The following is a 25,011-nucleotide window of genomic DNA, read 5'->3' on the forward strand; positions in this document are numbered from 1 at the left end:
GAATACCATGCTCCATCTCCCCCAACAACCCAACATCGACCCCCGCAGCAACCGCCAAATCATCCAAACTCAACCAACGATGCTGCCTAACCGTCCGCAACCACCGCGCCATCGACCCGAATTTCTCATCACCCGGATCAGGCACCTTATCCGAAAAATAATGCGCCAACCCAGGCTGCCACTTCTCCACCGCAACAAAAGCGACCTCCCGAGAAACACCCAACGCATCGAACACCGCCCGCAAAACCTCGGCACTCGCATGAATACCACGCTCTATATCCCCCAACAACCCAACATCCACACCTGCAATTACGGCCAGCTCAGCAACGTCCAATCCACGGTGCACGCGAACCGCGCCGAGCCACCCACCCATGCCGCGGTATTTTTCTTCGTCCGTCGGGTCGGGTGCCTGCCGCGTACTCGAGCCGGACAGGACCAGAGGCAGGCCCCATAAAGCGATCCATCTTTCAACCTGTGCGGGAAGCAGCCCGTGCAAGTCGAGATAGTTGATGAGCGCAAGCCGCTGCGATTCAGGTGGATCGTTGGCCTGCCGCCGATACCACTCCAGGAAGCTCTGTTTTTCCGGAGATATCGCACCGTGTTCGGGTGTGTCGCCGGGCGGGAGATGTTCATCCGTGTCCGCTATCGGCAGCGGGGGTAGCACGGCGGGGCCCGTCGACGGGACCACATTGCCGTCCGGGTCGTATTCGATCACGACCAGGCGATGCCTGTCCGGTGGGAAGGTGCTGGGGCGCCGGCCGATCGAGTATTCGTGGATGGTGTTGTTGCGCGTGTCGTGGAACTCGACGACACCAGGCGCCTGACCGCTGGTCAGCACAGTTGTGTGTGCGGAGCGTGTATCGGTGAAGTCAGCTGGGGACGCATCGATGAGGTCAGGAGACCAATGCACGACCAGGAAAGTCGTGCCAGGAGGCCGCGTCGACAATTTCTGTTCCAGCAGTCCCCACGTGGCGGCCTGCCGGAAGATCCCACCGGTGGCCCGCTGCGCCGCCAGCGACAACACGCCCCGCGGGATGATCTGCGCAGGCTGCAATGAGCCCACCGCCGCCCCGGTCACCGCGTGAACGCGATCGAGTCCACGCTCCATACACATACGCGCATCCCGCAACTCGGCGGTATCGAGCTCCTGGATCAACCACGCGATGAAATCCTGCTGGGTGCGCGAGTACGCTTGGACGTCCACATCGTGGGGCAGCGTCAACGGTTCCCCGAAAAGGAATTCATGGACGATCGTCGTGAATATCCGGATAGTGGCGTCGCTCCCCCGATGGAAGATCGGCGCTTGGAAGAACAAATACACGATGTTGGCGAATCGCCGATAAGTGTCCGAGGAACGCAGCGCTTGTTCTTCGAACAGCACAGCCAGCTCCGCGATAGCGGCGGAGAAGATGCGGCGCTGGTCGTCCGGTTTCGCCGTCACGGTGACGATCTTGTCGGCATTCCGATCGAACGGATCGATCCTGCCCGGCGTGGCCGCTTGTTTGGCGCTGCTCGCCTCCGCCGCCGCCGCGCCGATCATCAGCGTGTTGCCGTTCACCAGGGTTCCGTCGATCAGCTCCACGATGTTCTGCAGCACCTCGGCGTCCGGGGCCTGTGCCGCGAATCGTTCCTTGATCTGCTCGCCGATACGGCGAAACGTTTGGAACGCAAGGGTTTCCGCGCTGCCGTGCCATAGCCCTTCCGCCGGGTCGAACTCGGCGTCCGCGAGCTCACGACCCCGCACCCCGAACATGTCGATGTTCGACTCGCCGTCCACCAGCCGGTGACGGAAGTTGTCTGGGTCGACACCGATGCGATCACGACGAGCTACCGCCGGGTGCATATCGCCGGTCGCCGACCCGTTCTTACGGTCAGACATCCGGACCGCGTGCAGATAGCGCTGCTCCGACACCCACGCATACAGCTCCAACAGCACCCTGCGGCCAGCCGCCGCGGTACCAGCCCGCGGCCATCGACTACGGAGTTTCGCCGACCCACGATCACCGATATGCGCCTGCCACAGCGCATAGATCCCCAGCCCCGCGAGGCGCGCGAGATCGTTACTGTTCATCACCAATTCCGGAGTCTGGAATTGTCCGGCGAGAAATGTGGTGTGGCGCGCCTCGGGACGTTGCGCAACAAGGGCATCACGGCGCGAGACGGGCCCCTCCGCCTCCGTGGCGACGGCCACGACCTGTGGCATGTTGGTGCTCGACGACGGGGGCATGGACGAGGGGGTCCACGGTGTCGGTCGCGGCGTATCCGGGCTCGTCCGAGCGGTGTCTGCCGACGTATCTCGCTGCTCGCTGCGTATCTGTACGTCCGATACGCCGCAACGGTTGATCAACTCGCCGACGATCGGCGCATATCGCTCAACGGACTCCGGATCACTCAGCTCGCCCCTGACCATAGAACGCGCCCGGCGCACTGCCCCGGCTTCGGCACCCACGGTGATAGGTACCGGCACCGGACTCGCAAGACGAGTGGAGACCTCGGGCCGGGCCCGATCAGCGTCGGCGATCGGGCCGGAAAGATCGAGGACGACTCGATGGCGCGAATACGGCTCAGTAACGGAGACCGGGTGCGATTCTTCGATACGGAAACTGCAGTTGGTGCCAGCCATGGCGAGGTTCAACGTCGCTGGACTCGGCGCCGCGCCGCGAGCATTGTAATCCAGTTGGACACGCAGTCGCAGCTGACCATTCACCGCCTCGCGCAGACTCAGGACGATCGCCGCGTCAGATTTCGCAGGTGTCGGAGCAATAATTTCGACTACCCGTATCACTGCGTCGATCACCTCTCGCGCCATATCCGGCCCGACATCCTCCGGCAATCGGCGCACGAGTTCTTCTGCGATGGAATTCAAGCTCCAGGGCGCCGTGCCCAGCCTGATTACCTGCTGTCCGCGGAAACCGGCGTACTTCGTATGCATCTGAAACGCATGATCCTGTGCTTCCTGGCTGGCGGCGGGCAAGGTGTACCGAGGATCGGTTTCCAACCTGTGGGCGATTCTTCGCAACATCTTTGCGTTGTCGCGGCGAATATCCCGACTGTCGCTGTCGAAGAGATCGGGACTGATATCCCACTCGTTGCCGAACACATTGTCTGGGTATGCCAGACTGAAATCCGGGTCCGTGAAGCGCGCAATCGATCGGAGCCTAGCCGCTATCGCCTGTTTTAGGCTGCTGTGGCTCGCCTGCCACTCCGGGCTGTGGACGACAGCCATCCCGGCTTCCGCCAATGGATTGTGGGACGCTCGGGTAAGCGCATCGACTACTGCATACGGCCCAGCGAGAAAACCCAGGTCTGCTCCGGCAACCCACTGCTCGATATCGGATGCGGGCGGCAGCTCGGTCACGGTTCGCCGCTCACGCAATGCCGCCACTCCTCGATTGAAGAGTTCGACACTGCGCGGGTCGATCGGCGGCCGCCGAAAAGTCTCGGGTACCGTGCCGGACGCGCGCAGCCCGCGGACCAGGACATCGGTGAACCACCCGTTGAAGTCCGACTGACTACGCGACTTGGCCTGCGAATCGAGATCGTGCGGCAATCGCACCGGACGATCGAGCGCCATGGTTATCGCGGTGGCAGCGAAAATCCATGTAGTTGCATCGCTGCCTCGAATAATCAACGGCGCTTGAAAGAGTAGGTATACTACGTTGGCGAAACGTCGTATAGTCTGGAGCACTGTATCTGGTGAGCGCTGCGAAATGACAATCGCAACCTCCGGCATCGCCGCATCGAATATCAGCTGCTGATCCTCAGCCGACGCGGTCTTGATAACAAACATGCCGTTCTCTAGCCGGTGCACGCAATTTCCATCGACGCGGGTACCGTCAGGGAGTTCGACTACATTTTGCAGAAAACTGACGTGCGCGCCAACGTCTTCCCCTTCGTTGGCTATCCTATTACGGAGAATGCGTCCGATGGCGGTTGTCGTCCAAAATGCCTGTGTTCCAATGCCACCGCGCCAGTTACCGTTCTCTGTATCACGCTTTACCCCGGCGCGCAACCAGCGCAGGTCGCCGTAGTACTCGGTATCTGCTATGCCGCGAGTGAACCGGGTCCGGTAGTATCCGGGATCCCTTTTTCCATCGATACCCATCGCATTCGGGTCGCGCTCGACCGCCCAGACCTGGTGCAGGTACCGCTCATTCGATATCCAGAAGTACAGCTCCGATACCAGCTGACGCTGCACCTCAGGAGTGTCCGCTGCATTCCACTGCTCGCGGAGCCGGTTCAGTGCCCGGTTGGCCACATCGGCCATCCACAGCGAAGATATCCACAGCGCCGCATTGGTTTCCGGATCGTTGGTTTCCATCCGCCGCCCAGGAGGCGGGAAATGTTCGCTGCGTAACGGGCCGACCCCGGTCCACGTCGCAGACACTCCGATCCGATCGCGGTTCAGAGACCACGGTGTCAGTCCGGCGGTTGTCGTCGACTTCAGGTGCCCCGTGTGGGCAGCCGGATCCGCAGACCCGGCTGCTGTCAGCCGTTCGTGCACTGGAGTCGCCGGATCCGCGACACGTGCTCCAGGCGTCTCGGCGGCCGATTCGATGCGGTCGTGGTAATCGCTGATCAGTCGGTCGAGTTGCACGCATACCGCGACATCGTCTGCCAGCACTGCTGTTTCGAGGTACTCGACGATGCCGGTCACCAGGCGTGCGGTAACGATTCCGGCTACGCCCGCCAATCGCTGCAGTTCGGCAAACGGACCGGCCTCGGACACAGGCGGGCGCTCGTCCCGCTCCGGCGCGCCAGTCCACTCGATGAGCCGGGATTTCTCCGCAGCCTGCCGGGCAGGCAGCGACGCGGCCAACGTCTTGTCCCCCTCGATGGCGCGAGCGAACGCCTCCTGCGCGTCGTTCTCCAAACGCATCGCATCGACGACCCACACCCGCAGGGCCGACGCAGCGATCTCGGCCGCCCGCGCCCAGCCGGCGTCATCGAGCGATCGCAGATGAGCCTGCAATCGCACGACCGACTCCCTCAGGAATCGCCGATCCGCCAACTCCGCCGGATCGACCTCGAGCAACCCGGCCAACGTCTCACGCGCACGCCGCATCCGCTCGCTCGCCGCCTCGAGCGCCGCGACGTCCGGCTCGAACGACGCCATACCCAGCCGAGCCGTCACCGCCCGCAGCCGATCCGCGGCCTCAACCCGCTGTCCCAGGGCCTCATCGAGATTCCGCGCGGGAACCTCGGGCAACAGCTCCCCGCCGTCTTCGGGCGGTCCTCGCTCGGGGGGACGCCCGCGCAGCGGCCGAACAGGGAAATCGCGTCCCCGGCGGCCGGTGGGCTCCTGACCGGGCAGCAGCGGAAGCTCCGGCGTCCCATCGGATTTGAACGCTATGCCGTAGTACGTGGCATCCTTGCCCGCGTTGCGGGTCAGCTCGGCCACCCACGCGTCCACCGCGATCTCACCGCGCACGACCGTTCGCGAGGTGTGTACCACGCCATCGGCATCGAGGCGGGCGACCTGCTCCACAACGACGGTCACACCGCGCTCACGCAGCACGGTGAACGCGTGCGCACCACTGTGCCCGTAATCCACTGCGCCCAGGATGGTTCCGCCGCTTCTCCGCACGTGCGCCACGATCGCGGCAGCGTCCCGGAATCCGTTCCGGCGCCAGTTCGCGTGCGCCCAACGGGAGATCTCATCGCCGTAGAAGCCGGCGGCCGGAACACGACCCACGACGTCGGCGGGAATATCGATCCGAGGCCGGCCGGGCCCCTCCATCGCGGCGAGAGCCGCCACGGGCAGACATGCCTCTGCCATGGTCAACAGCTCGCGCACAGTGGATGTATGCCACGTGTTGTCATCACGCAGGAAATCCCCGAGTCGTTGCACCAGCGCATCGGTGGAGGTGGCGCACAAATTCGGGAAGTGCCGTACCAGCACAGCTCCGATCTCGGAACCGCGGTCCGGTGCGATGCGCCACATCCCATCGACGTGTTCGAGCGGGAGTTCCACCGCCATGCCCTCGCCCAGATCCGCCTGTGTCAGAACGATATCCGGTCGTTGCGGCAGTTCGGGCGCAGGGGCGGGCAAGGGCGGCACTTGCCGAGTCCACAGCCGATGCAACACGTATGCGGGATGTGTCCGGGCGATCGAGGGTTCCGCCCGCACCATCTGGTGGCCCAGCCACGCCAGCCGCTCGAGATCACGGAGCGGATCCTCGATCGCGAGCTGACCGAGCCAGCGGCGGAAGGCGAGCGGGGTGGCACCAGCCGCTCGGAAACTCAGGTAGTGGTCGAACAGGTGCGCCAGGATCTCGGTGCCGGACTGCTGGCGACGGTGCCCCTCGGCCTCGGCAGCCGATACCGTGCGGACCTCGACGCGGCCGTCCGTACCTACGGTCACCTCCAGGTAGTGCTTGCGCAGCCCGTCTCGCCACAGTGCGTCGGCGAATTCGGAGCGCTCGGCGGCCAGCCACAGCAGGCTCGACAGATGGCCGCCCGGCGGCGCGGCTACCAGCAGCAGACCGCCGCCCGCCCGGCCCGGGACATATCCGATCCCTTCGCTCACCGTGTGCCCCGCTCCGCGCTCCCGCAGATCGGCGGCGACGGCCCGACCGGTCAGGAAGCTGTCGCGACGGCGCTGCGTATCGGAGAACTCAACTGCCGCTGCAGCACGCTGGGCGGCCAGGTCGGCATACTCGCGCAGATCGGCTTCGCGGCGCGCGATCTCGTCACGCCGAGCGCGGAAACCCTGGTCCGACAACGGGACCGATGCTATCTCTGCGGGATCGATACCGCGGTCGTCGGCCAGCCTTGCCCGCTCGTCACGCACCCGGTCCCACAACGCCTCGACAGTTTCTTGTTCGGGGGCGTCGTGGTCGGCTAGGCCGAGGCGAACGGCCATCGCCTCGCCGGCCTGGTGCCACACATCCAGCCGGTCCGCGGCAGCGTCGGCGTCCCGGACGAGATCGTCGTATCGGCGCACATCCTCGGGGGACAACGTGAAGTCGAAATCGACGGGTTCGTGCAGCGCTGCATCGCTGATCCCCTCGCGTACCTGTGCTGTCACCCGCCACACCAGCGGCGGCAGGTCGGGTTCGACGATCAGCTCGAACGCACCCTGATGCCCGGGCGGCGCTGTCGACACAGCCGACCAGCCGTCGTCGGCACGACTGAGGTCGACCGTGATCTGTTCGGAAGCTGTTGTTACGGAGAGCTCCCAGAAATGACGCGGCTGGGCCGATGGACTCACCTGCGTCGTATCGGGCACTTCGCCCGCGACCGCCGCCTCCTCGATCCGCCGCAGCAGCCGGTCGGGATCGCGATCCGACATGCCCTGTAGCCATCCGTTCAGGACGTCGCCCGCATCGCCGAGCCCACGTGGTGGCGCCACGCGCCAGAGCAGACCGTCGAGGACGATCTCGACCACCGGTTTCAGCACACCGAGATCGACCTCACCACGGAGGACGACGCGGCCCGCTTCAACGGAGGTCGACTCGGCAGGCAGGGCGATCTGACGGGTGACGGTCCGGATCAGCACTGCCGCCGGATGCGGAAGATCGGTGATCATGCCCGAATTCTTGTCGGCCGCATTCTTTTCGGCCGCGTAGCCGAACGCCTGCAACGTACCGTCTCGCTTGAGTTGGCCGGCGACCACGACGTGTCGGGTAGCGCGCGATCTGCGCGCTTCGGCCTTTCGGTAGAAAACGTCTTTGCCCAGCTGACCGACCCAGTCGCGGAAGGTCTCGGAGATCAAACCGAGCCGACGGAACCGCAGGTACTCGTCGAGCAGGATGCCCTCGACTTCGGCGTCGGTCGGCTCCCGGTATTCACCTTCGGCGATGCGGGCGGAGACCTCGCTCACCTCCAGCCCCTCGGCACCCGGTGTCACCTGCAGGTACTGCCGATCGAACCGTGGATGCCACCGCGCCGCAACGAATCTCGCATCCGCTATCACCACGTCCAGCAGCACCCGGCGGTGCAGGCCCGCCGGCGCGGCGACTACCAGCCGGCCCCCGTCGCCCGATGGCAAGAACGCAACATAGTCGTTGATCGGCTCGCCCACGGTCCCTTCGAGCCGCCAGGCCTCGAGCTGATCTTCGATGGCCGCGTGCGCCGCGGCCCATTCCTCGTCCGTCGCGGTATCCGGCGTCGAATCAGCGGACGTCGGTACAGCAGTCTCGCGGACCGCACCGGCGTCCGGAATATCCTCTGCCACTCCAGGTTCGACGTCCCTCCGAATGTCACGCAGGAAGGCCCGACCCTGCTCGTCGACCGCCACCTCGGTGTAGTGGAAACGCGCTCCCCGCTCCGAAAGCTCGGCGCGAACGTGAGGGGCGACCGCGTCCAGCACACGATCCAGCGCCGCGACCGATCCGGCAGCGTAGACCTCGGGCGGGGCACCGTCCGCCTCGACGACCGCCACCTGAGGCGCCAGCCAACGCCCACCCTTGGCCTCGATCACGTTCTGCGTCAGCAGTTCTCGCGCGACGGCAGTGGCCGCCATGGCGCGCGTGGCGCGCTCCGCGACGAGCCCGTGATCGAACAACTCGAGGTCGCGACGGATGATGTCACCGGCGGCAGCGACACGTTCCGACAGCTCCTGCTCGGGCTCGGCTACCGGCGAATACCGTGTCGCGGCCTGGAAGCCGTGCGCCCACTGGACGAGTTCGTCCACCTCGCGAGCCAGCTCCCGTGGACTCAACCGCTCCGGGTTAGGCACACCCACCCGGCGAGCCCGCCGCACCGCCACCTCGAACAGATATCGGCGTTCGCCGGCCGCTTCCGTGATCCGCTCGCCCCACTCCCGCAACGTGTCCGGCTGCTCCGGCCGGAACTCGCGCGGTTCACCGGCCGGCACCCAGCGGCGTGAATTCTGTTCCATCGGCGCATATTCCGCGCTCAGCGTTTCGCGAATGTTGTGCAACATCCGCAACCGTTCATCGATCGCCGATTCCGATCGCTGGCACACGCCGATGTATTCCACTAGCTCGCCGAGCCTGCGATACCGCGCGGCACGTGTGGGCAGGTCCCGGCCCACAGCCGGAGTGGCGACACTGTCTGCTCCTGGCACATCGTCCCACCGCTCGAAGTTGTAGTCGTATATCACTTTCCGAATTCGGCTGCGGGTGAGGCGGACACCGGACGGGAGCATCCCCGCGTTACGCAGATCCGCAGTGACACCCGTTGTCAGTTCTGCCAATTCGCGTCGCAAGCGAGGCATGGCGAAGCTCGCATCAGCAGGTTCCTCACCGGCAAGTTCCAGCCAACGGTCGCGCAGCCCGCGCACCCTCGCGAGGCGATCCAGGCGGCGCGACAACTTCACGAGCTCGGGCTCGACGGCTTCACCCGCAGCAGTTGGAGCGAGCCTGAGTTCGTTCTCCATCTCGGAGAGGAGAGTGAGCAGTCTCCTTTCTCGGTCCAGAAGCGACGGGATCTCAATCAACCGGGCGAGTTCGAGATAATCGGTCACCAGCTCGATCAGGCGCCCCGGTTCGGACGTTCGACCGATCGCCTCTCCCAGCAGGCTCCACTCCGGCACCACGTCAGCGATCCACTCATGTGCCGGGGCCCGCTCGATGTCGGAATCCGGCACGTCCAGGACACCGGCCAGAGTCACTGCTGTATCCGGGCCGACGATCGACTGCATAAACCACACAGGCAAACGAGACAGCGCACCACCCGCGGCCCCCCGGACGACCCGCTGCCATTGCGCAGGTTCCAGGGCGCGGAGTCCCTGCTGGAAAAAGGTAACGACCCGCAGGACCGACTGCGGCCCACCGTTATGCCGGTTCAGAAACGCGCGGAGCCGCTCGCGGCCGTCGGGCCGATCCCAATCTCCGCGCACTCGTGGCTCAGCAGCACGGCGCCAGGCCGCCAATGTCGCGTCGGCCAGTTCCAGTGCCTTGGTATCGAATGCGCCCAACCATCGCACAAGGTAGCTCGAATCCGCGGTGAGCCGATCGGCCTGCGCTCCCCACCCATCGGCCGCCTGGTCCAGCTCAGCGGACAGCCTCTCGAACCGCTCCTGCGCGGCACGCCGGGCGGTGGCGACGGTGCGCAAGACCGTCATGTCACCATGCCGCACCCGAACCTCGGCCAGACGATCCTGGTACACCGCTGCCGCCAGCAGGTCGCCATCGGTCATGTCCCGCGCCAACCTGGCGACATCGGCAGCCCAGCCGGCCGCCTCGATGTTGCTTTCGGCGTGATCACCCGGCCGGGCTCCGACGCGACCGTCGAGCACGTCCTGTGCGGGGCTGCGGTCCGGTGATCCGAGTAGTCCTCTGGCCTCGAGGAAAGGCCGCAGATCGGTGTCGGGATTCAGGAAGTTCGCGATCACCTGATCAAGCAACAGTTCCTGATGGCGAAATATATTCTCGGTCAGCCACTCACCTACCTCACGAGTAAGACCGCCGTATTCCGCCACCACACGCTCGAGCTCCCTCCCCGCGATCTCAGCCAGGATCTCGTTCCACGCGTACGTGTACATTGCGCCGGGATAGTCCGTGAACAGATGTCCGAAGGTCTGCAGCGGGCAGGAATCGAGCAGCGCCGGGAGATCCAGGCCAGCGGCCGACAGAACAGCATCCTCAAAATTCTTCACTGCAGATAGCAGATCGATACCCGACGGTATCCGGCCCGACGTCAGCTCATGCCATGCCATATCCAAAAGACCACGCACCAGCCATTCCGATTGCACGAACAGCCGGCCTTCGTTATGTGACCCAACGATTCTGTCTACCATCTCAGCCGGGATCGGTTTGCCGGTTTGATAATGGACTGCAAATTCAGACAGGAACAGAGATGCAAATCTCTCGGCAAGCATTCCAGGAAACTCGGTCCAGGTACGCGGTATCCGCCGGCCCGAAACCTCGTTAGCGCCTTCTCCCAGAAGATCGTTGAGCGCGTGACCGAACTCATGAAAAACGGAGACGACCATAGCCCACGGCAGCAGAGTGACAGCATCATCCTGCGGCTTCTCGATGCTCGTGAAAACAAGCGATACCGGGAGCTGACCCAATGCATCAGCTTTATCCAAGACCGGTGTAATAGCTCCACCACCCTCTTTACCCGGCCTCTGATAAGGATCGAAATATATGAGCCCGGCCGGATTGCCCGCCGAGTCCCGCACCTCGAAAACCCGAATATCGGCATGATGAGCCCGTATGTCGTCACGTTCGACGAACTCCAATCCGAACAGCCGCTCAGACAGACCGAAGACACCCTTCTTCAGCACCCGTTCCAGCTCCAGATACGGCGCCAACGCCCGGTGATCGATTCCCGAGCTGTTCACCGCAACAGCTTCCAGCGCATAGGTGACATCCCACGGTTCGAGATGATCACGACCAACCACCTCGGCCGCCTCCCCAAGAGCGTCACGAACCGCAACCGCCAGGTGCGGTGTCAACTTCTTCAGGACTGCTGCGGCCACATCGGGAGTTACCGGTTCCTGATCCGCGATAAACGCACTATAATTCGGGAAACCCAGCAGTTCAGCACGCACGGCACGCAATGCGACCAACTCGAGGGCGGCATCCGTATTGTCATACTCCCCACCACGACACAATTCCGTCGAAGCCCTATAAACACGCTCCCGCGCAGCACTGCTGTCCAACCGCGACAACCATGACTGGCCACTACCGGTCATATTCGTATCGAGCTGAAGACGATAACTGGTCGGGCCCGTTCTGATAACACCGGGATCATCGACGGACAAACCACCCAACTCGCGTTCACTGATCTCGACCACCGTCGCGGCGAGCGCCTCGGTCTTGTTCGCCTGCAAACGAACCTGAAGCTCTTCGATCCTCGAATCAATCGACGCGATCCTCGCTCGGTCCTCGCTCGAAAGTTCCGAGCCAGCCGCACGGAAATCGTTGTACACCCGCTCCAGCAACGCACGCTTCCGGGGATCAACAGTCAAGACCGCACGATTCCGGTACGACTCCGCAACCCACGCACCAAGCTCTCCATTCGACTGAATCTCGAACCTGGCCACCGCAACAATCCTCGACACCTCCTGCCACGCCTCCGAAATACCCGGCAAACCATAGGGATCCGACTGCACGATGGCCCGCACAGGCAACCACACCCGACGAACCTCAGCCCCAGCCCGCAGATAGCTTTCGAAGATCTCATCGAAGCTCCACCGCTCCGGATTCCGGATCATCTCCAAAATCTGAGCAATATCGGCCCGCCACAACTCCACCGCATGGTTGGCCGCCGGAACCATATCCGCGACCTCGACACGATCGAGCCGCGGCGAACCGAACGGACCGGTTCGCACAAGCAACGGATTCACACGGTCGACAGCACCGGTTCGCGACGGATCTTCTTGCTGCCGGTCAGTGTCCGCTCCCCCATGTTCAGTGTCGGACGTAGTAGTAGAGGCAGCTGCCGGCGACTCGGGCGAACCGCCGGCCGCAGGGTCGGCCGACAGTGCTGGGTTTGACGTGCTGTCCTCTCGACGGCTCCACGGTGTCGGTGTGAGCGATGCCCGGCCGGTGCCTTCCCGTGTCGCTTCCACCGCTTTTTTGGTGTCGGACGGCGTGAAACCAGCAACGACAGGTGCGGAATGCGCCAGATGAAGGGCCCGGCGGCGGAGGATTTCGGTGTGATCGGCTATCGCCTCGTCGGCGTTGTGTGGTGTCCATCGTTTGGCGAACAGCTTCTCGCCGATGCGTGCGGACTCCTCGGCGTGCAACGCGCGGACCCGGTCATCACCCAGCGTCCACCCGATCGGATACTGGTATCCCAGGCGCGTGAACTTTGCGTTACCGAGGTAGAAGGTGCCGAGCGCCTGCCCAAGGCTGAACTCGGACCGGGCACCGTCTTCCATGATGGGGTGCAGGTTGCGATGCTCGTGCAGAAAAAGAGACGCATCTTCGAGTGTGACGAGTCTGGCTGATACTTGCCGCAACGCCCGGCTGAGTATCTGCGAGTAGAACCGGGCTGTGCGGCGGGAAGCCATATCTTCGGGAGCCAACGAACGGGCTGCGTCCAGCCCGTCATACTCCGAAAGATGTTGCAGGTCGATACCGCATACTGCTCGCACAATCGGATTCGGATGAAAACGTCCTTTCTGTTCCCCAGTGGCTTGGCTGAACGAGGTATTCACGACTGCCTCGAATAGTATCCGCGCTTCCTCTCGTGCCTCTGGAGCAAGAGCGAGCGCTCGGCGCTCCAGGATTTTGGCGGATACCAGCTCGTCATAGGCTTCTGGGTTATCCGCCATCCGGCCGCCACCGAATTTCAAATCACTGTTGAGATCAGCCGCCACGGCGAGCAGGCGTTCGAGTGCACCCGCTCCGATATTGTCCATGTGACGTCGCAGCCCCCGCAAACCTTCTTCCAGACCGTGCCCATTGTGGTATGAGGCGGGCACCAAGAATTCGGGCTTTTCCAGCTCGCCGACAATCTGCAGTATGACTCCGATATCAGGATCGCCATACATCGCGTTGATGGCATACATGCCGTCAGCGGCAAGCCGCACGGCCACCGGAGCATACGGATGCTCGAGCACCCAGTCCGGCAGGGTCTTCTGAATCTTCCGGATCAGACGCTCGAGCACATGCTCCGGCAGTGGCGGTCGTTGCGGATCGAGTAGCGTCGACCGTATCCAGTCCAGGTCGGTCATGTCCTTCCCCAGTCCCCGTCGCCATTTCGCGGCGGTGACATCGGACAGGCCGGCGACCTGGATGCCGCTGTCCGTTCGCCATCCGCGAGCAGCAAGATCCTCGTGGGAAATACCGGTCCACCCGACGGCGGCCTCGATCTCACCGTTGGTGACAAGGACGAACCCGTCTGAGAATCGCCGTTCGTACCACCCTTGTTCCCTCAGATGGCCCAGCATGCCTTCCGGGACCGAGATATCGGTATCGTGCGGCGGTCGCGCCCTACCGGGGAAAGTGGCGGCCATCGCCGAACTACCCACCACCACAACGTTTCTCACGGCATCTCCGAGGCTCGCGAGTCTTGCTTCGAGCGCCGGATGCGATGACTCTGCTGAACGCCATCCCGCTCCTGCGTGCGGGCGACGACTGATCCCCCCGCCAGGTTCCTCGAGCTCGGTGCCATGCCCGTTGTGGTGTGCCTCCGCGTCGGGTTCGGTCGGCGTGGACCGAGCTCGATCGTTCCACGGTGTCTGTCCAGATGCGGTGGAACCTGACCCGGTCCCCTCCCGCTCGACCAGTTCACCGGTGCGGTGCGGGGCGGTATCGCGAGTGCCAGACTCCGATTCCTCAGGGGACGGCTCGCGGATGATGAATGACATCTCGCGAGCGACATCGACAAGGTGCGACGGCGGTTCGTCCCAGGTGTTGCCTGATTGAGGGTCCCACCACACCGGTCCGTGCGCACCGCGTGGATACACCACCAGCAGCACATGCGTGCCGCTACTTGGGGTGAACTTTATGTGGATCAGTGCCGAGGCGAGTTCGCCCAGGTCATCGATGCGGTCATGGAGCGCGTCGAATTGCGCTTCGATCGTGCGGCCTTTGACCTTGGTGAAGATTTCGCCCAGGAAACGCTGGGCCCGGCCAACACCCTGCAGCTCACCGACGGCTACATCGTCGCCGTCCTCGATGTGCAGGGGCAGCGCAGCTTGCGGGTCGCCGTAGAAGGACGCGATCCCCGCCAGTCCCGCGTCAATGCAGTTGTTCCGGCGGCCGCGCTCGTTCCCGGCGTTGATCAAGGTGCCGTACGCGTTGTCTCGCGGATCCGCGCCGACCAGGAACCGATTACCGTCCCGCAACGAGTCCTCTACCGCGTCCTGGCCGGCCGAATCGGCCGCGGCACGCAATGCGGTGCGACCGAAGCGTCGGGTCCCAGGCAAGCCACGCAATGACGATCCGGTGTTGGCGCGGGCGATGTCGTTGCTGATGCGCCGCAGGTCCGCGGGTTCCAGCGTCGACCCGGTGCCGGGGTCGAGGCCGAGCTGGACGCGCAGCCGCTGCGCCAAGGTCGGCACGGTGTCCTGCGGATGCCACGTATCCGGGTTCGCCGTCTGATCGACGATGATACTCAGCTGGGCTGCGGTGGGATCGTCGGTGGTGACCACATCGACCAGCAGTTGATCACCGCTCAGCAGCTCGTCACCTCGGTTGAGGATCAGGTCCGCGGCGAGGTTCGTGTGGGCGAGAACGAGCTGTCCGGTTCTGGTCGCCGCGCCACCGTCCGCGATATACATACGGATGGTGAGCACGGAGATGGCCTTGCCGGTGGGTGCCGTGAAACGTCGCACTTCGTATCCGGCGGAGCCGTTGTCGTTCTCGGCACCGACGTAGATCACCTCGCCATCAGCAGGGATGCGTTCGCGCAGTGACCTTCTGAGGTCAGCGACCGAGGTCGTGGGTCGAGCCGTCGAGTCCGGCAGCGCTGGTGTGGTGGCACCGGCTTGATCGTCGGGTGGCCGACTGCCGACCCGCGCCGGCATAGCTGTCGACAACACCGCCTCGCCGATCTCGTCGATCTCCTGGATCCGCTCCGCAGACACGTCGGTATGTAGGTCGTGGACGGGGACGAGTTCGCCGTCTCGGTCGAAGTCGATGGACAAGAAGACGCGCTGGGACTCCGGCAGCCCGTCGATGAATTTCTGCTGGCGGCTCTTCCATATGTCGAGTGCGACGGCTTTGTCGAGCAGGGCGCGTCGATCGATAAGGTCGTGTGGGTCGAAGTCGAAGTTACCGTTCACGTCTACCGCGAGGTCTACTACGACCAGGTTCGGTTGTTCACCGGGCTGGCTGTCGTTGACCAACAGAACTAGATGGTCGCCGGCGGCGTCTGCCTCGGTGTGCTTCCAGGTGTAGACCAAGACCTGGATGCCGCCGGAACGCTGCTTCAAGGAGTCGACTGCGTCGTCCAACGAGTCGAATTGCCTTGGCTTTACACCAGCGAACGACCTCCTGATCGCGCCCCTGTCGTGGCCCGCCAGCGGGAGGCCGCCCGGCGGCATCACGAACCGATCCTTGTTCTTCGGGCAGAGCACCCGCATGACGGCGACGCCGTTGTTGACGCAGCTGTTGGGTGTGCGTCGGTGGATCTCGGTGACCAGATCGAGCAGGGCCGCGGTGGCCAGATAGTAGACAGCCATGGCGTCGACCCGCGCGGCCGGACCGGTCGGATCAGCGACGGCCGCGTCGTCAGCGGCGGCCGCGGCGCCCGAGTGGTCGGCGGTGTCGAGACCGGACAGGTGCTCGGCGACTGTTTCAGCGAGAATCCGCTGTGCCACAGCCGGGGTGATCTCCGCGGGCAACACACCGATCGCGTCGGCGAGATCACGCTGGGCACCGGTCAGCGCAATCGCGACATCGCGCATACCTTCGACGCCCTCGATCCGGTCACCACGCCAATCCAGCTGCGCGGCAAGCGCATCACGGCGTGCGACGAGCTGATCGAGTGTCTGCGTCTCCAGGCTGAACGTATATGGCACGGTGCCGAACGTGTAGGGAACGCCGGGCATGGGTGACGAGGCCAGCTGCTGCCACAGCGCTTCCACCGTGGCGGACTCGAACTGCGGGTAGTTCGGCAGTGCATCGTCGGTGCCCGCGATGTGGGTCTCGGCCGAGTCCGGGGCGTCGTGATCGGCCGCTGCGGCCGCAGCGGCACTCGGAGCCGGTTCTTCCAGCATTCCAGCAAGCCGGTCGACGAGCTGATTCGGTTCGCTGATGCCTGCATGGGGTGAGAACGACGGCTGGCGGGCGGCGGCTTGCTCGCCAGCTATCGGAGCGTATCGGCTGATGAACGCGGCGGTGGCCTGCTCATGAGCATGCTGTTGCAGCATCGGCACGAGTGAGACGAGTTTGTCGCTCGACTCGATGACGGCGTCGTGGGTCGCAGTGGTGGGATCGGCACGATGATCGGCAACTGCCTGCTCGTAGCGGACCACCGCCTCGCGAACCCCGTCCAGGTGCATGGCGTTACGGATCAGGCTGTCCTGCGGCGACATCATCGCCTGCGCGGTACCGGGGTCGCCGTTGCGAGCGGTGCGGTTCGTGGATTGCTTATAAATGTAGGCCTGCTCAGGAATCTCGGTCGTCCACACATGCATGCCGCCTTTGGCCCGCACCGCATCAGACACCGAAATATCTACGCCCCGCTGGCCTTGGCGGTTGATCACCAAGATTTTGCCCTGGCCACCGGCGGCGTCGAACACCTTCTGCAGCTCGGCTTCCGGGTCGTCCCACTTCTTCATCCGATCGGCGTCGACCGCCTCGATCGCCTCACGCGGCACCCCTGCCCGCCGCAACGCCAGAACCTGCTTGTCCACCAGATCATTGCGATCACACAGGATCAGCTGGAAACGCCCCTGCCCGTCGGCCCGCATCTCGTGGGCGTATCCGGCGATCGCATTCAGCTTTGCCCGGATATCCACGTGTATGTCGGGCTGGCCCTCCAGCAACCGCGACGGTTTCAACGGATCGATCGCGTGCGGTGCCTCGAGCCCGTACACGCTCTGGAGGACGTCACCGAGGTCGGTCAAGGTGCCCGACGCACCGGTCACATGATCGAAAAACCGGTCAGTACCATAGATCTCGGCTGCGGTGATGGACTTCGCCGAGTCGGGATCGGCACGCACCACGATCCCGTGCGACCCCGCACTCACCCCGATCGACTCCGCTGTCCGGATCTCCCTCGCCTCCACCGCCTGCGCCAGGCTCGCCTTGCCCGGCTCGGCGCTCCACCGTGATTCACTCGAGGTCTTCGGATTACGTTGCAGGCCATGCTCAGCCTGATCGATGATGACAATCTTGCCCTTGTCCATCACATAATGAGTCTTGTTACGGACCGTGAACTCAGCGGCCGCGGCTACCTCGAGCCGGGAGGAACCCATGCCCTCCAACCACCGCGACCCACCCGGCAATGCTTCGACACGCTCGCGGCCTGCAGGGGTCAGTTCGACCCGGCCTTCATACCAATACTCGGTCCCGACCCCGAAAGTTCCGTCGGGCAGTTCCACATCGACCTCTTCAGCCAACCTGGTCAGACCGAAATCCTCATGCGACAGCCCCCTCAATCCATCAGCCGACACGGCCGTCTCGGGTGACGGCGCCAAAGCCTCGGCCAGGAAGTCATGCGCCGCGAACACCTCCCGCGCGGTCGCCTCGGACGCATGCGCGGCCATCTCGGAGCGAATGAAAGTCTTCTCCCCACGGTCGATGATCGCATCCATCTCATCGATCACCACCCGCCTCGGCGGCAGATGACCCGCATTGCACAGATGCCCGACGGTCTCACCGGTGGCCACCACGATCGTGGGACGCCCAGGCGTCACCTGACCGAACCCGGTCTCCGGATCAGCCCGCAACACGTCGATCCCGTAGCCGCTCAACACTTTCCGATATCCGACGAACTCCCGGTATGCCAAACCGTCCGCGGTCGTCACCAGCAACGCCGACCCGTGACGCACCGCCTGCTGCAGCGAATACGACATGAACATCAACGTCTTGCCCTGCCCCGGTTTCAACTCCGCCGGCCGCCGGTCCATCTCGAACCCACCCTCCAGCTGCGGCCCACGCAACACCATCCCACCTGGTGCCGTATCGGCCGTCTGCCGTCTGATGATCTCCATTCCCGCGATCAGCGATTCGTGCGCGTCATCGTGGAACAACCCCGCCTGCAACACCTCGTCCGCAAGATTCGACAACCTCAGCGCCTCCGGGACATGATCGCCCGAGCGCGCATGAAAATCGGCCAGCACGTCCTCAGCACGATCGCGAGAACTGGGAGCATGCACGCCCGCATCATCAGCAGATGCCGCTTCCCGTCCGGCGCCACCTGTCGTTTCGGCACCGATGTCATCAGCGGCAACCCGCTGCGTTGACTCCCCCGCTGTCGTGTCGTGCCCCGCGGCGGAGCCTTGCTCTTCGGCGGCCGGACCTGCGCCGTCCGTACCGACAGTTTCCGGGCCGACTGCGTGCTCGTCGGTGGCCACTGGAACCTTCGGTGGCTCAGCCGTTTCCGCGCCGACCGCCACCCGTGGCGGGCTGTGGTCGGCAACGTTGCCGGACTCGTTACCGCCGGTTTGTTGCCCGGCCACTGTCTGCTGCGTGACCGGAGCGGCAGCCTCGTGCCCGGAAGGTTCGATCGAAATCGATTGCGGCACAGTTGTTTCCATACCGGTGACCGCCCCCGGTGGGACGGCTTCGTTTGCCCGACTCGTCGTGGCGTCTGTCGGATGGTGCGCTGCGGTATCGGCCGTCGGCGGGTGTGGACGCACACCGGCCCCACCTTGCGGCGACCGGGGTGCAGGCGTGTGTTCGGCGGAGTCTCGGCGCTGCGGCGCCTCGATGGGTCCGGCCCCGCTGGTCTCGGTGCCCGATATCGGGTGCGTCGATGCCGGTGCATTCAGCAGCGCGTTGCGCGCATCAAGAACCTTCCCCAAGATGTGGGCCTGTTCGGTGGACATTCCGTGCCCGTCGCCGGTTACCTGCCCGGAAACCGGCTGCGGCGCCGCGGTTTCCGGGCTGGCGACTGCCTGCGTTACCGAGCCGGCAGACACCAGCACAGAGTCCGGGGCCACCTCGACCGGTGGCGTCACGCTATGGGTCGGTGCCGTGTCCGGTGCACCGGTCCATGCCTGTCGCGCGGTCTCCCACGCTTGCCTCGACTCCACGGTGATCTTCACCGGGGGCTTGGCCAGGGGGAGATCAGTCCGGGTGAACGCCGCGTTACCGTCGGGCACAAGGCCCGCATCAGGACCAGGCCTGGAGTGCACGCCGGGTTGGGCATGAACGGTCCCGGCGAATGCGCCGTTGAGTAGCGGCGCCAGGATATGGTCGAAGCCCTGCGGCCAGCCGGTAATCATCGCCGCCGCGCCCAGACCCGCACCCGCACCCGCGATCCCGTGCACCAGTCCGGCCAGCGTTCTACTGGTCTGCATCTGGGGAATCGCCGCCGGTGCGAACCGGGCAGCGAGCGCGCCACCCACTGCACCACCCGCGCCCGACACCCCCGCAACAAGGATCGAGGTCAGGTCCATCCCCATCGGGTTCGCACGATCAGCCCCGATCGGAGACAGATTCCGGTATCCGGCCGCGGCCTGCAGCAATTGCACGCCGCCGTCCACAGCCACGGGCAACAGCGCCGCTCGCCCCGCCGTCATCGCGAACCTTACCGGCCCCAACGCCGACAATCGGGCCATCGTATTCGCCGCGAGCAGACCAAAGGTCTCCTTCAGCCCGGCACGCATGAGCTCGACCTCAGCCCGCCCCTCGGTCAACGCCGCCTGCACCGCCGGCCCCGCCGCCACCTGCGCTGCCGGACCCGCAGCACAAGCAGCCTGCACCATCACGATGACGCGGTAACCCAACTCGATACCGAACGCGAACATCACACACAACGTCTTCTCCGCGTCATTGGCCGCACCACCGATCTGGTCCGCCAACGTCAGAGCCTGCTGGCTCAGTGTGCCCGCGCCGTCTTGGTGCGAGCGCAATGCTGCACGCAATCGGTCGCCGAACACACCGACCGAATCCTGCCGTGTCCCGACGATCCCCACATCCTGGGCGTGCTCAGCCAAAGCCGTGGCTTCCTCCCGCAGTTCTGCGGCGAACTGCCGCATCCGGGAGATATCAGCCCTCGGCAGATCGCCGCCGAACACCACCATCTCGATCGGCCGCCGCACGAACTCGGGCAAGCTCTCGAACGTTTCCCGCACTGCCACAACGGGATTCGACGATTCCAATTCCCTCACTCGCGCCACCTAACCCGACAGGGCTACCGCGTCGACCAGTGCACCGTACAACGCTTTCGCAGGCGCACTCGCCTGCTCACCGAGCAGTACAACTTCAGCGAATGCCGCACCCAACGCACGGCGCATGTCGAAGCCACCGTGCTCGCCGGTGGCGCCGGACAGCTCCGCACGCCAACGCCGATACCCACCCAGTAGCTCGGCCAGTGTTGTGTATTGCCCCGCCACCCGCCGGAAGTACTCGGTGATAAGGGTGCGCTGGGCGGTGGAACGGGCTACATCGTTTCCAGCGTCGTTCAGTGCCAGACCGAGTTCGCGCACCGTCGCCACGTAGACCGTCGGCTCGTCGAAACCGGTTCCGGCTACTGTTGTTTCGGTGCCTCTATCCGGTGTACGGGCGACCCGCTGGTCGAGGGTGATCGACCGAGCGATGGCGGAGTCATGCCGTTCCCGCCGCCACTGGGCGGTGGCGTTGTCGTCCAGCTCGGCCACCGAGACGACCTCGAGTTCGATCATCGGGTAGTCGGTGAGCACTCGATCCACCGCCGCCGCGAACTGGCGTACCGGCGTTTCCTGCAGGTCTGGCAGGTCGAAGCCGACGACTACGACCCCATGCCGGTCGGCCAGCCTCCGAGCCAACCAGACAAGAACCGGCGACGCCCGCCGTTCGCCGGTCGGCCGTTCTTTGTCGTGTCGCTGAGCAGGGTTACGCTGCTGGCCCGCTCGAGGCGAACGAGGCGGGACATCGGATCGAGGGCTCGTCGGAACCTGGTCACTGGACGCGGACCCGCGAGGCACCCGCGCGGGTGGTCCAGCCCACGGCACTCCCCGGTTCGCAACGGTGCCAGATCTCGGATTTCGCGCGGGTGTCGCGCCGGAGCCGACATTGAGCGGGGTACGAGGCACATCCCGTCCAAGGGGCGGCGGCGACACCTCCGCGGGCCGGGACCGGCGATTCGGATCCCAGGCAGGCTTTGTACTACTCGGTCGATTTGTACTACTCGGCCGATCGGGTTGCTGTATCCGACGATCCGCTGTCTGTGGGCCTTCCTGCGCCACAGCCGGTCCAGCGGGCTTCACCGGTAGTGGTTCGGACCTCGACTGTGCAGCTTGATCGGAAACAGATGGTGGCCGCGCTACAACGTCCGCAGCCGCCGGGGCAGAAACGGTTGCAGCAGGCAAGTTCTCATGCTTCCGCTCGAGGTCCGGCTCCATGCTCTGCGCGGATATGGAGCTCGGTTGCATCTGCGCTCCGTTGTCGAAGGTCAATGGTTCGTCGGCCGTCCGGCGGATTCGATCCGCGGCATCGAGATCCTGGGATCGGAAGTCGTGGGCGGCGTTCGCGACTTGCTCGCCCGTCGCGCGCATGTTTTGCTCCATTGCTTGGATACCGGCCAGCAACTGATCGAGATGAGGAGTGAAGTCCCTGGCGAAGGCCACGCCGAGATCGTCATCGCCCCAGCAACCGTCCGCATCGTGCGCGCCATGCCGCAACCGGGTGTAGATACGACTGACTTGGGCGCTCAGTTCGGTCAACTGGGCGCTGTCCTGCCGCAGCATCTCGGGATCCAGCCGAACCTCATCGCTCACACCGACTCCTCCAACGCACAACAAACGTCCCCGGCGGACGAACGCGACAAACTACTTCCTCCATACGTCGAAAGACCTACGACACCGGCGCCGACGGCAGAGGAGATAAGGCGCCAGATCGCGATCTCACACCGCACCACTCGCACAAACGTCATCGTCGGCCTCGAACGCAAGCCTTCGGACATACAGCAGTTGCCAATCGACCCATCGCGATCGACGCACACCCCTTCAGTCCGAATGAATTGCAACAAGCATGCCCGGATAGGTAGTGACAAACCATCGGGTGCCTATACACCCAACTGCGTCAACTCGCTCGGTCTCGTCGATGCCTTCGCTCCGGCCACTAGGGCGTGTTTCGAAGTGGTGGCGGCGGTCGGTTGGCCCGCCACCACTGGTTTTGGAGTCATTGGTTGATATTTCCGCGACGTGGATGGCGGCAGGCAGCATCGGCGCGTTCTCGTTGTACACGGCGTCCAGCTCCGGCGGACTCCATATTCCGCCCGACAGCACCGCACGCGCCCCCGAGAGCACGTACAGCGTCGACCCGGCCCGCCCGGAACTCTCGAACCAGCCCAACGACGGCAGCCTTCGCGGACCCGACCGCAGCGAACGCTGCCGACAACACCGCCCATCTGGCCCACATCACCGGCAGATACGGCAGCTGATTCGACATCTCCTGCGGCCGCACCCATCGGCTCCACCAGCACGCACCGCGGTCACCGCCGACCGCGGACCACGCGTCTGCCGGTCGCCGTGACCGACATATGCGGCAAACCAAACCGGAAGTCGTTGCCGCGGATAGGCTTCCAAGTCCGAACGGTAGATCTCCGGCGCGAACAGCTGGCCGTCCGGGAACGGCTCGTCGCCGTAGTCGTAGCCGAACTCGGTCTCACCGGACTCCGACAACCACAGCAAAAACCGCCACCACGGCCCGTGCTCGAGCCGCGCTGACAATTCCCGCAAACGTCGCAGGCCTGTCTGGACCGCCGCCGGGCTACTTTCCGGCCCGATCACCTGGCGGGATGAGGCCGCGCCTTGGCCCGGCAGCTGGAGGTCGAACGAGCAGTCGTGGCTGATGCGGACTCGGTCGGAGTGTTCATTCAAGATGCCGATGAACGGAACGCCCTCGATGTCGTCCTCTACCGTGGTGGGTGGGCAGATCTCCATGGCGTGCCTCAGCCTACCGCCGACACCGGTTTTCAACTCAGCTGCTGTGCGGACTATTCCATCGAGGTCGTGACTCAGGGCGGCTTAGCAATCTCTTGCCGTCGCCCGTCACCCGTCGCCGTAGGACAGGATGCGGGTTCGGCAGAATCCGTGCAGCCACTCAGTCGCACTCGCCCGTCAGCAACTGCCGCACCACTCCGCATCCTGATCAGGAAAGGTTGCGGCCTATCACCTTTCGCGACTATCGCAAGAACCGGCCCGGTAGTCGCTGGCCGGGCGGTCCTCTGCGTCTGTTCAGCAGCTGCCTCGGTGCGGGTCAGGGGTGCACGCGGTACCGCAGGTGAGTAACGGTGGGGGAAGCGATGACTTCCACCGGCTCGAGTTCGACGCCGTCTACGCCATCGAGGAGCCGCTCACCACCGCCGAGCACGGTGGGCACCAGGTGCAGGACCAGCTCATCGAGTAGTCCAGCTACGAGGTATTGCCGGACGGCTGCGGCTCCACCGGCGATCTCGACATTCTTGCCACCGGCGATGGCTCGTGCCTGTTCGAGCGCAGACTCGATGCCGTCGTCGACGAAGGTGAATGTGGTACCACCCTGCATCGTCAACGAAGCGCGCGGGTAATGCGTGAGCACGAATACCGGTGCGTGGTAAGGCGGCTCAGGACCCCACCATCCCGTCCAGTCCAAGTCCCATTCGCCTCGGCCGGGACCGAACATGTTGCGGCCCATGATGTGCGCACCGGTTCCGGCATGCAGGTCGTTCAGCAGTTTTCCGTCCTGTTCCCGTCCTGGCTGGCCAGTTTCGAACATCCATGCTGTCAAAGCATCTGCGCCCACACCGAACGGATGGTCGGCGTCTTGCCCAGGACCAGCAGTAAAGCCGTCCAGAGAAATTGCCAAATTTGCGGTCACGATACTCATTCCCGAGCCTCCTCTTGTTTCATGCCACGCTGGGACGGCCCAGCACGAGCCCACCGCCGTCCGACGATCCGAATTCATGAATGCCGCTACCGGCAAAACCACTCACCACACTGCGGCCGCGGTGTGCGACTGACGCGATAGCGATAGCGATAGCGTGGACCGGATCCGCTACCTGCGGCGGCCAGCCACTGGGTTTTGTCGCGCAGGCGCGGGCGCTGATGCGCAAACGTGCGTGGATCCGCATGGAATTCCTTTGGATAGACGTTGCTTTCGACTGTTTTGCCGGGCACCACTCCCAGCGAACCGACATTCTGCGGTACAACCCGGGCCTTGCGGCAAGCCCCCCGGTCCGATATAAGTTGAAGAGGGGAGGCACAGTCTTCCCGAAATCGACAGCACCGCGAGTCGGCACAGGCGGGAAGTATCAACGGCGACATGCATCGGCTCCGAACGCCGACATGCCGCGTGGTGTTATGTAAGGTGCTTTCACTCGGCGCGGCCCACGTTCGAGTCCCGGCTTGCGCCAGCAAACTTCGCGCGTCGCTCAACTGCGTCGTGGAGGGTCTCGCGAGAATCCACCTGAGCATCGAGCGGCGACATCAATGGCGGGAAGCGCGCTGGTCGTGGGCTATCACCCGCGATCGAGGGCGGCATCACACTGCCCACCAGCCCCATC

The 25,011-nt window shown here is 64.4% G+C and carries 5 protein-coding genes (1 of these 5 running past the window's edge); 1 reads left to right on the top strand and 4 read right to left on the bottom strand.

Annotated features, from left to right (window positions below; all coding sequences use genetic code 11):
* Positions 1-20,656, bottom strand: partial view of a GTP cyclohydrolase II RibA gene (gene ribA, locus ACQPZ2_RS24585; RefSeq protein WP_433520608.1) — the 5' portion only. It extends 13,121 nt beyond the left edge of the window; only the first 20,656 of its 33,777 coding nucleotides appear in the window; it begins with the start codon at positions 20,654-20,656; its stop codon lies off the left edge, out of view.
* A gap of 9 nt (positions 20,657-20,665) precedes the next feature.
* Positions 20,666-21,292 (bottom strand): hypothetical protein, encoded by a 627-nt coding sequence (locus ACQPZ2_RS24590; protein ID WP_433520609.1) that lies wholly within the window; start codon positions 21,290-21,292, stop codon positions 20,666-20,668.
* A gap of 600 nt (positions 21,293-21,892) precedes the next feature.
* On the opposite strand from ACQPZ2_RS24590, the gene ACQPZ2_RS24595 reads away from it, so the two are divergent.
* Positions 21,893-22,657, top strand: coding sequence for a hypothetical protein (locus ACQPZ2_RS24595; RefSeq protein WP_433520610.1), 765 nt, complete (start codon positions 21,893-21,895; stop codon positions 22,655-22,657).
* Between the two features lie 228 nt (positions 22,658-22,885).
* Here the strand turns inward: ACQPZ2_RS24595 and ACQPZ2_RS24600 are convergent, their stop codons facing one another.
* Complete coding sequence (locus ACQPZ2_RS24600) at positions 22,886-23,410, bottom strand: hypothetical protein (protein ID WP_433520611.1); 525 nt, start codon at positions 23,408-23,410, stop codon at positions 22,886-22,888.
* A 316-nt stretch (positions 23,411-23,726) separates the two neighbouring features.
* Positions 23,727-24,335 (bottom strand): dihydrofolate reductase family protein, encoded by a 609-nt coding sequence (locus ACQPZ2_RS24605; RefSeq protein WP_433520612.1) that lies wholly within the window; start codon positions 24,333-24,335, stop codon positions 23,727-23,729.
* Positions 24,336-25,011: the final 676 nt, after the last annotated feature.

The organism is Nocardia pseudovaccinii, from assembly GCF_050942345.1.
GTDB classification, from domain to species: Bacteria; Actinomycetota; Actinomycetes; order Mycobacteriales; family Mycobacteriaceae; genus Nocardia; species Nocardia pseudovaccinii.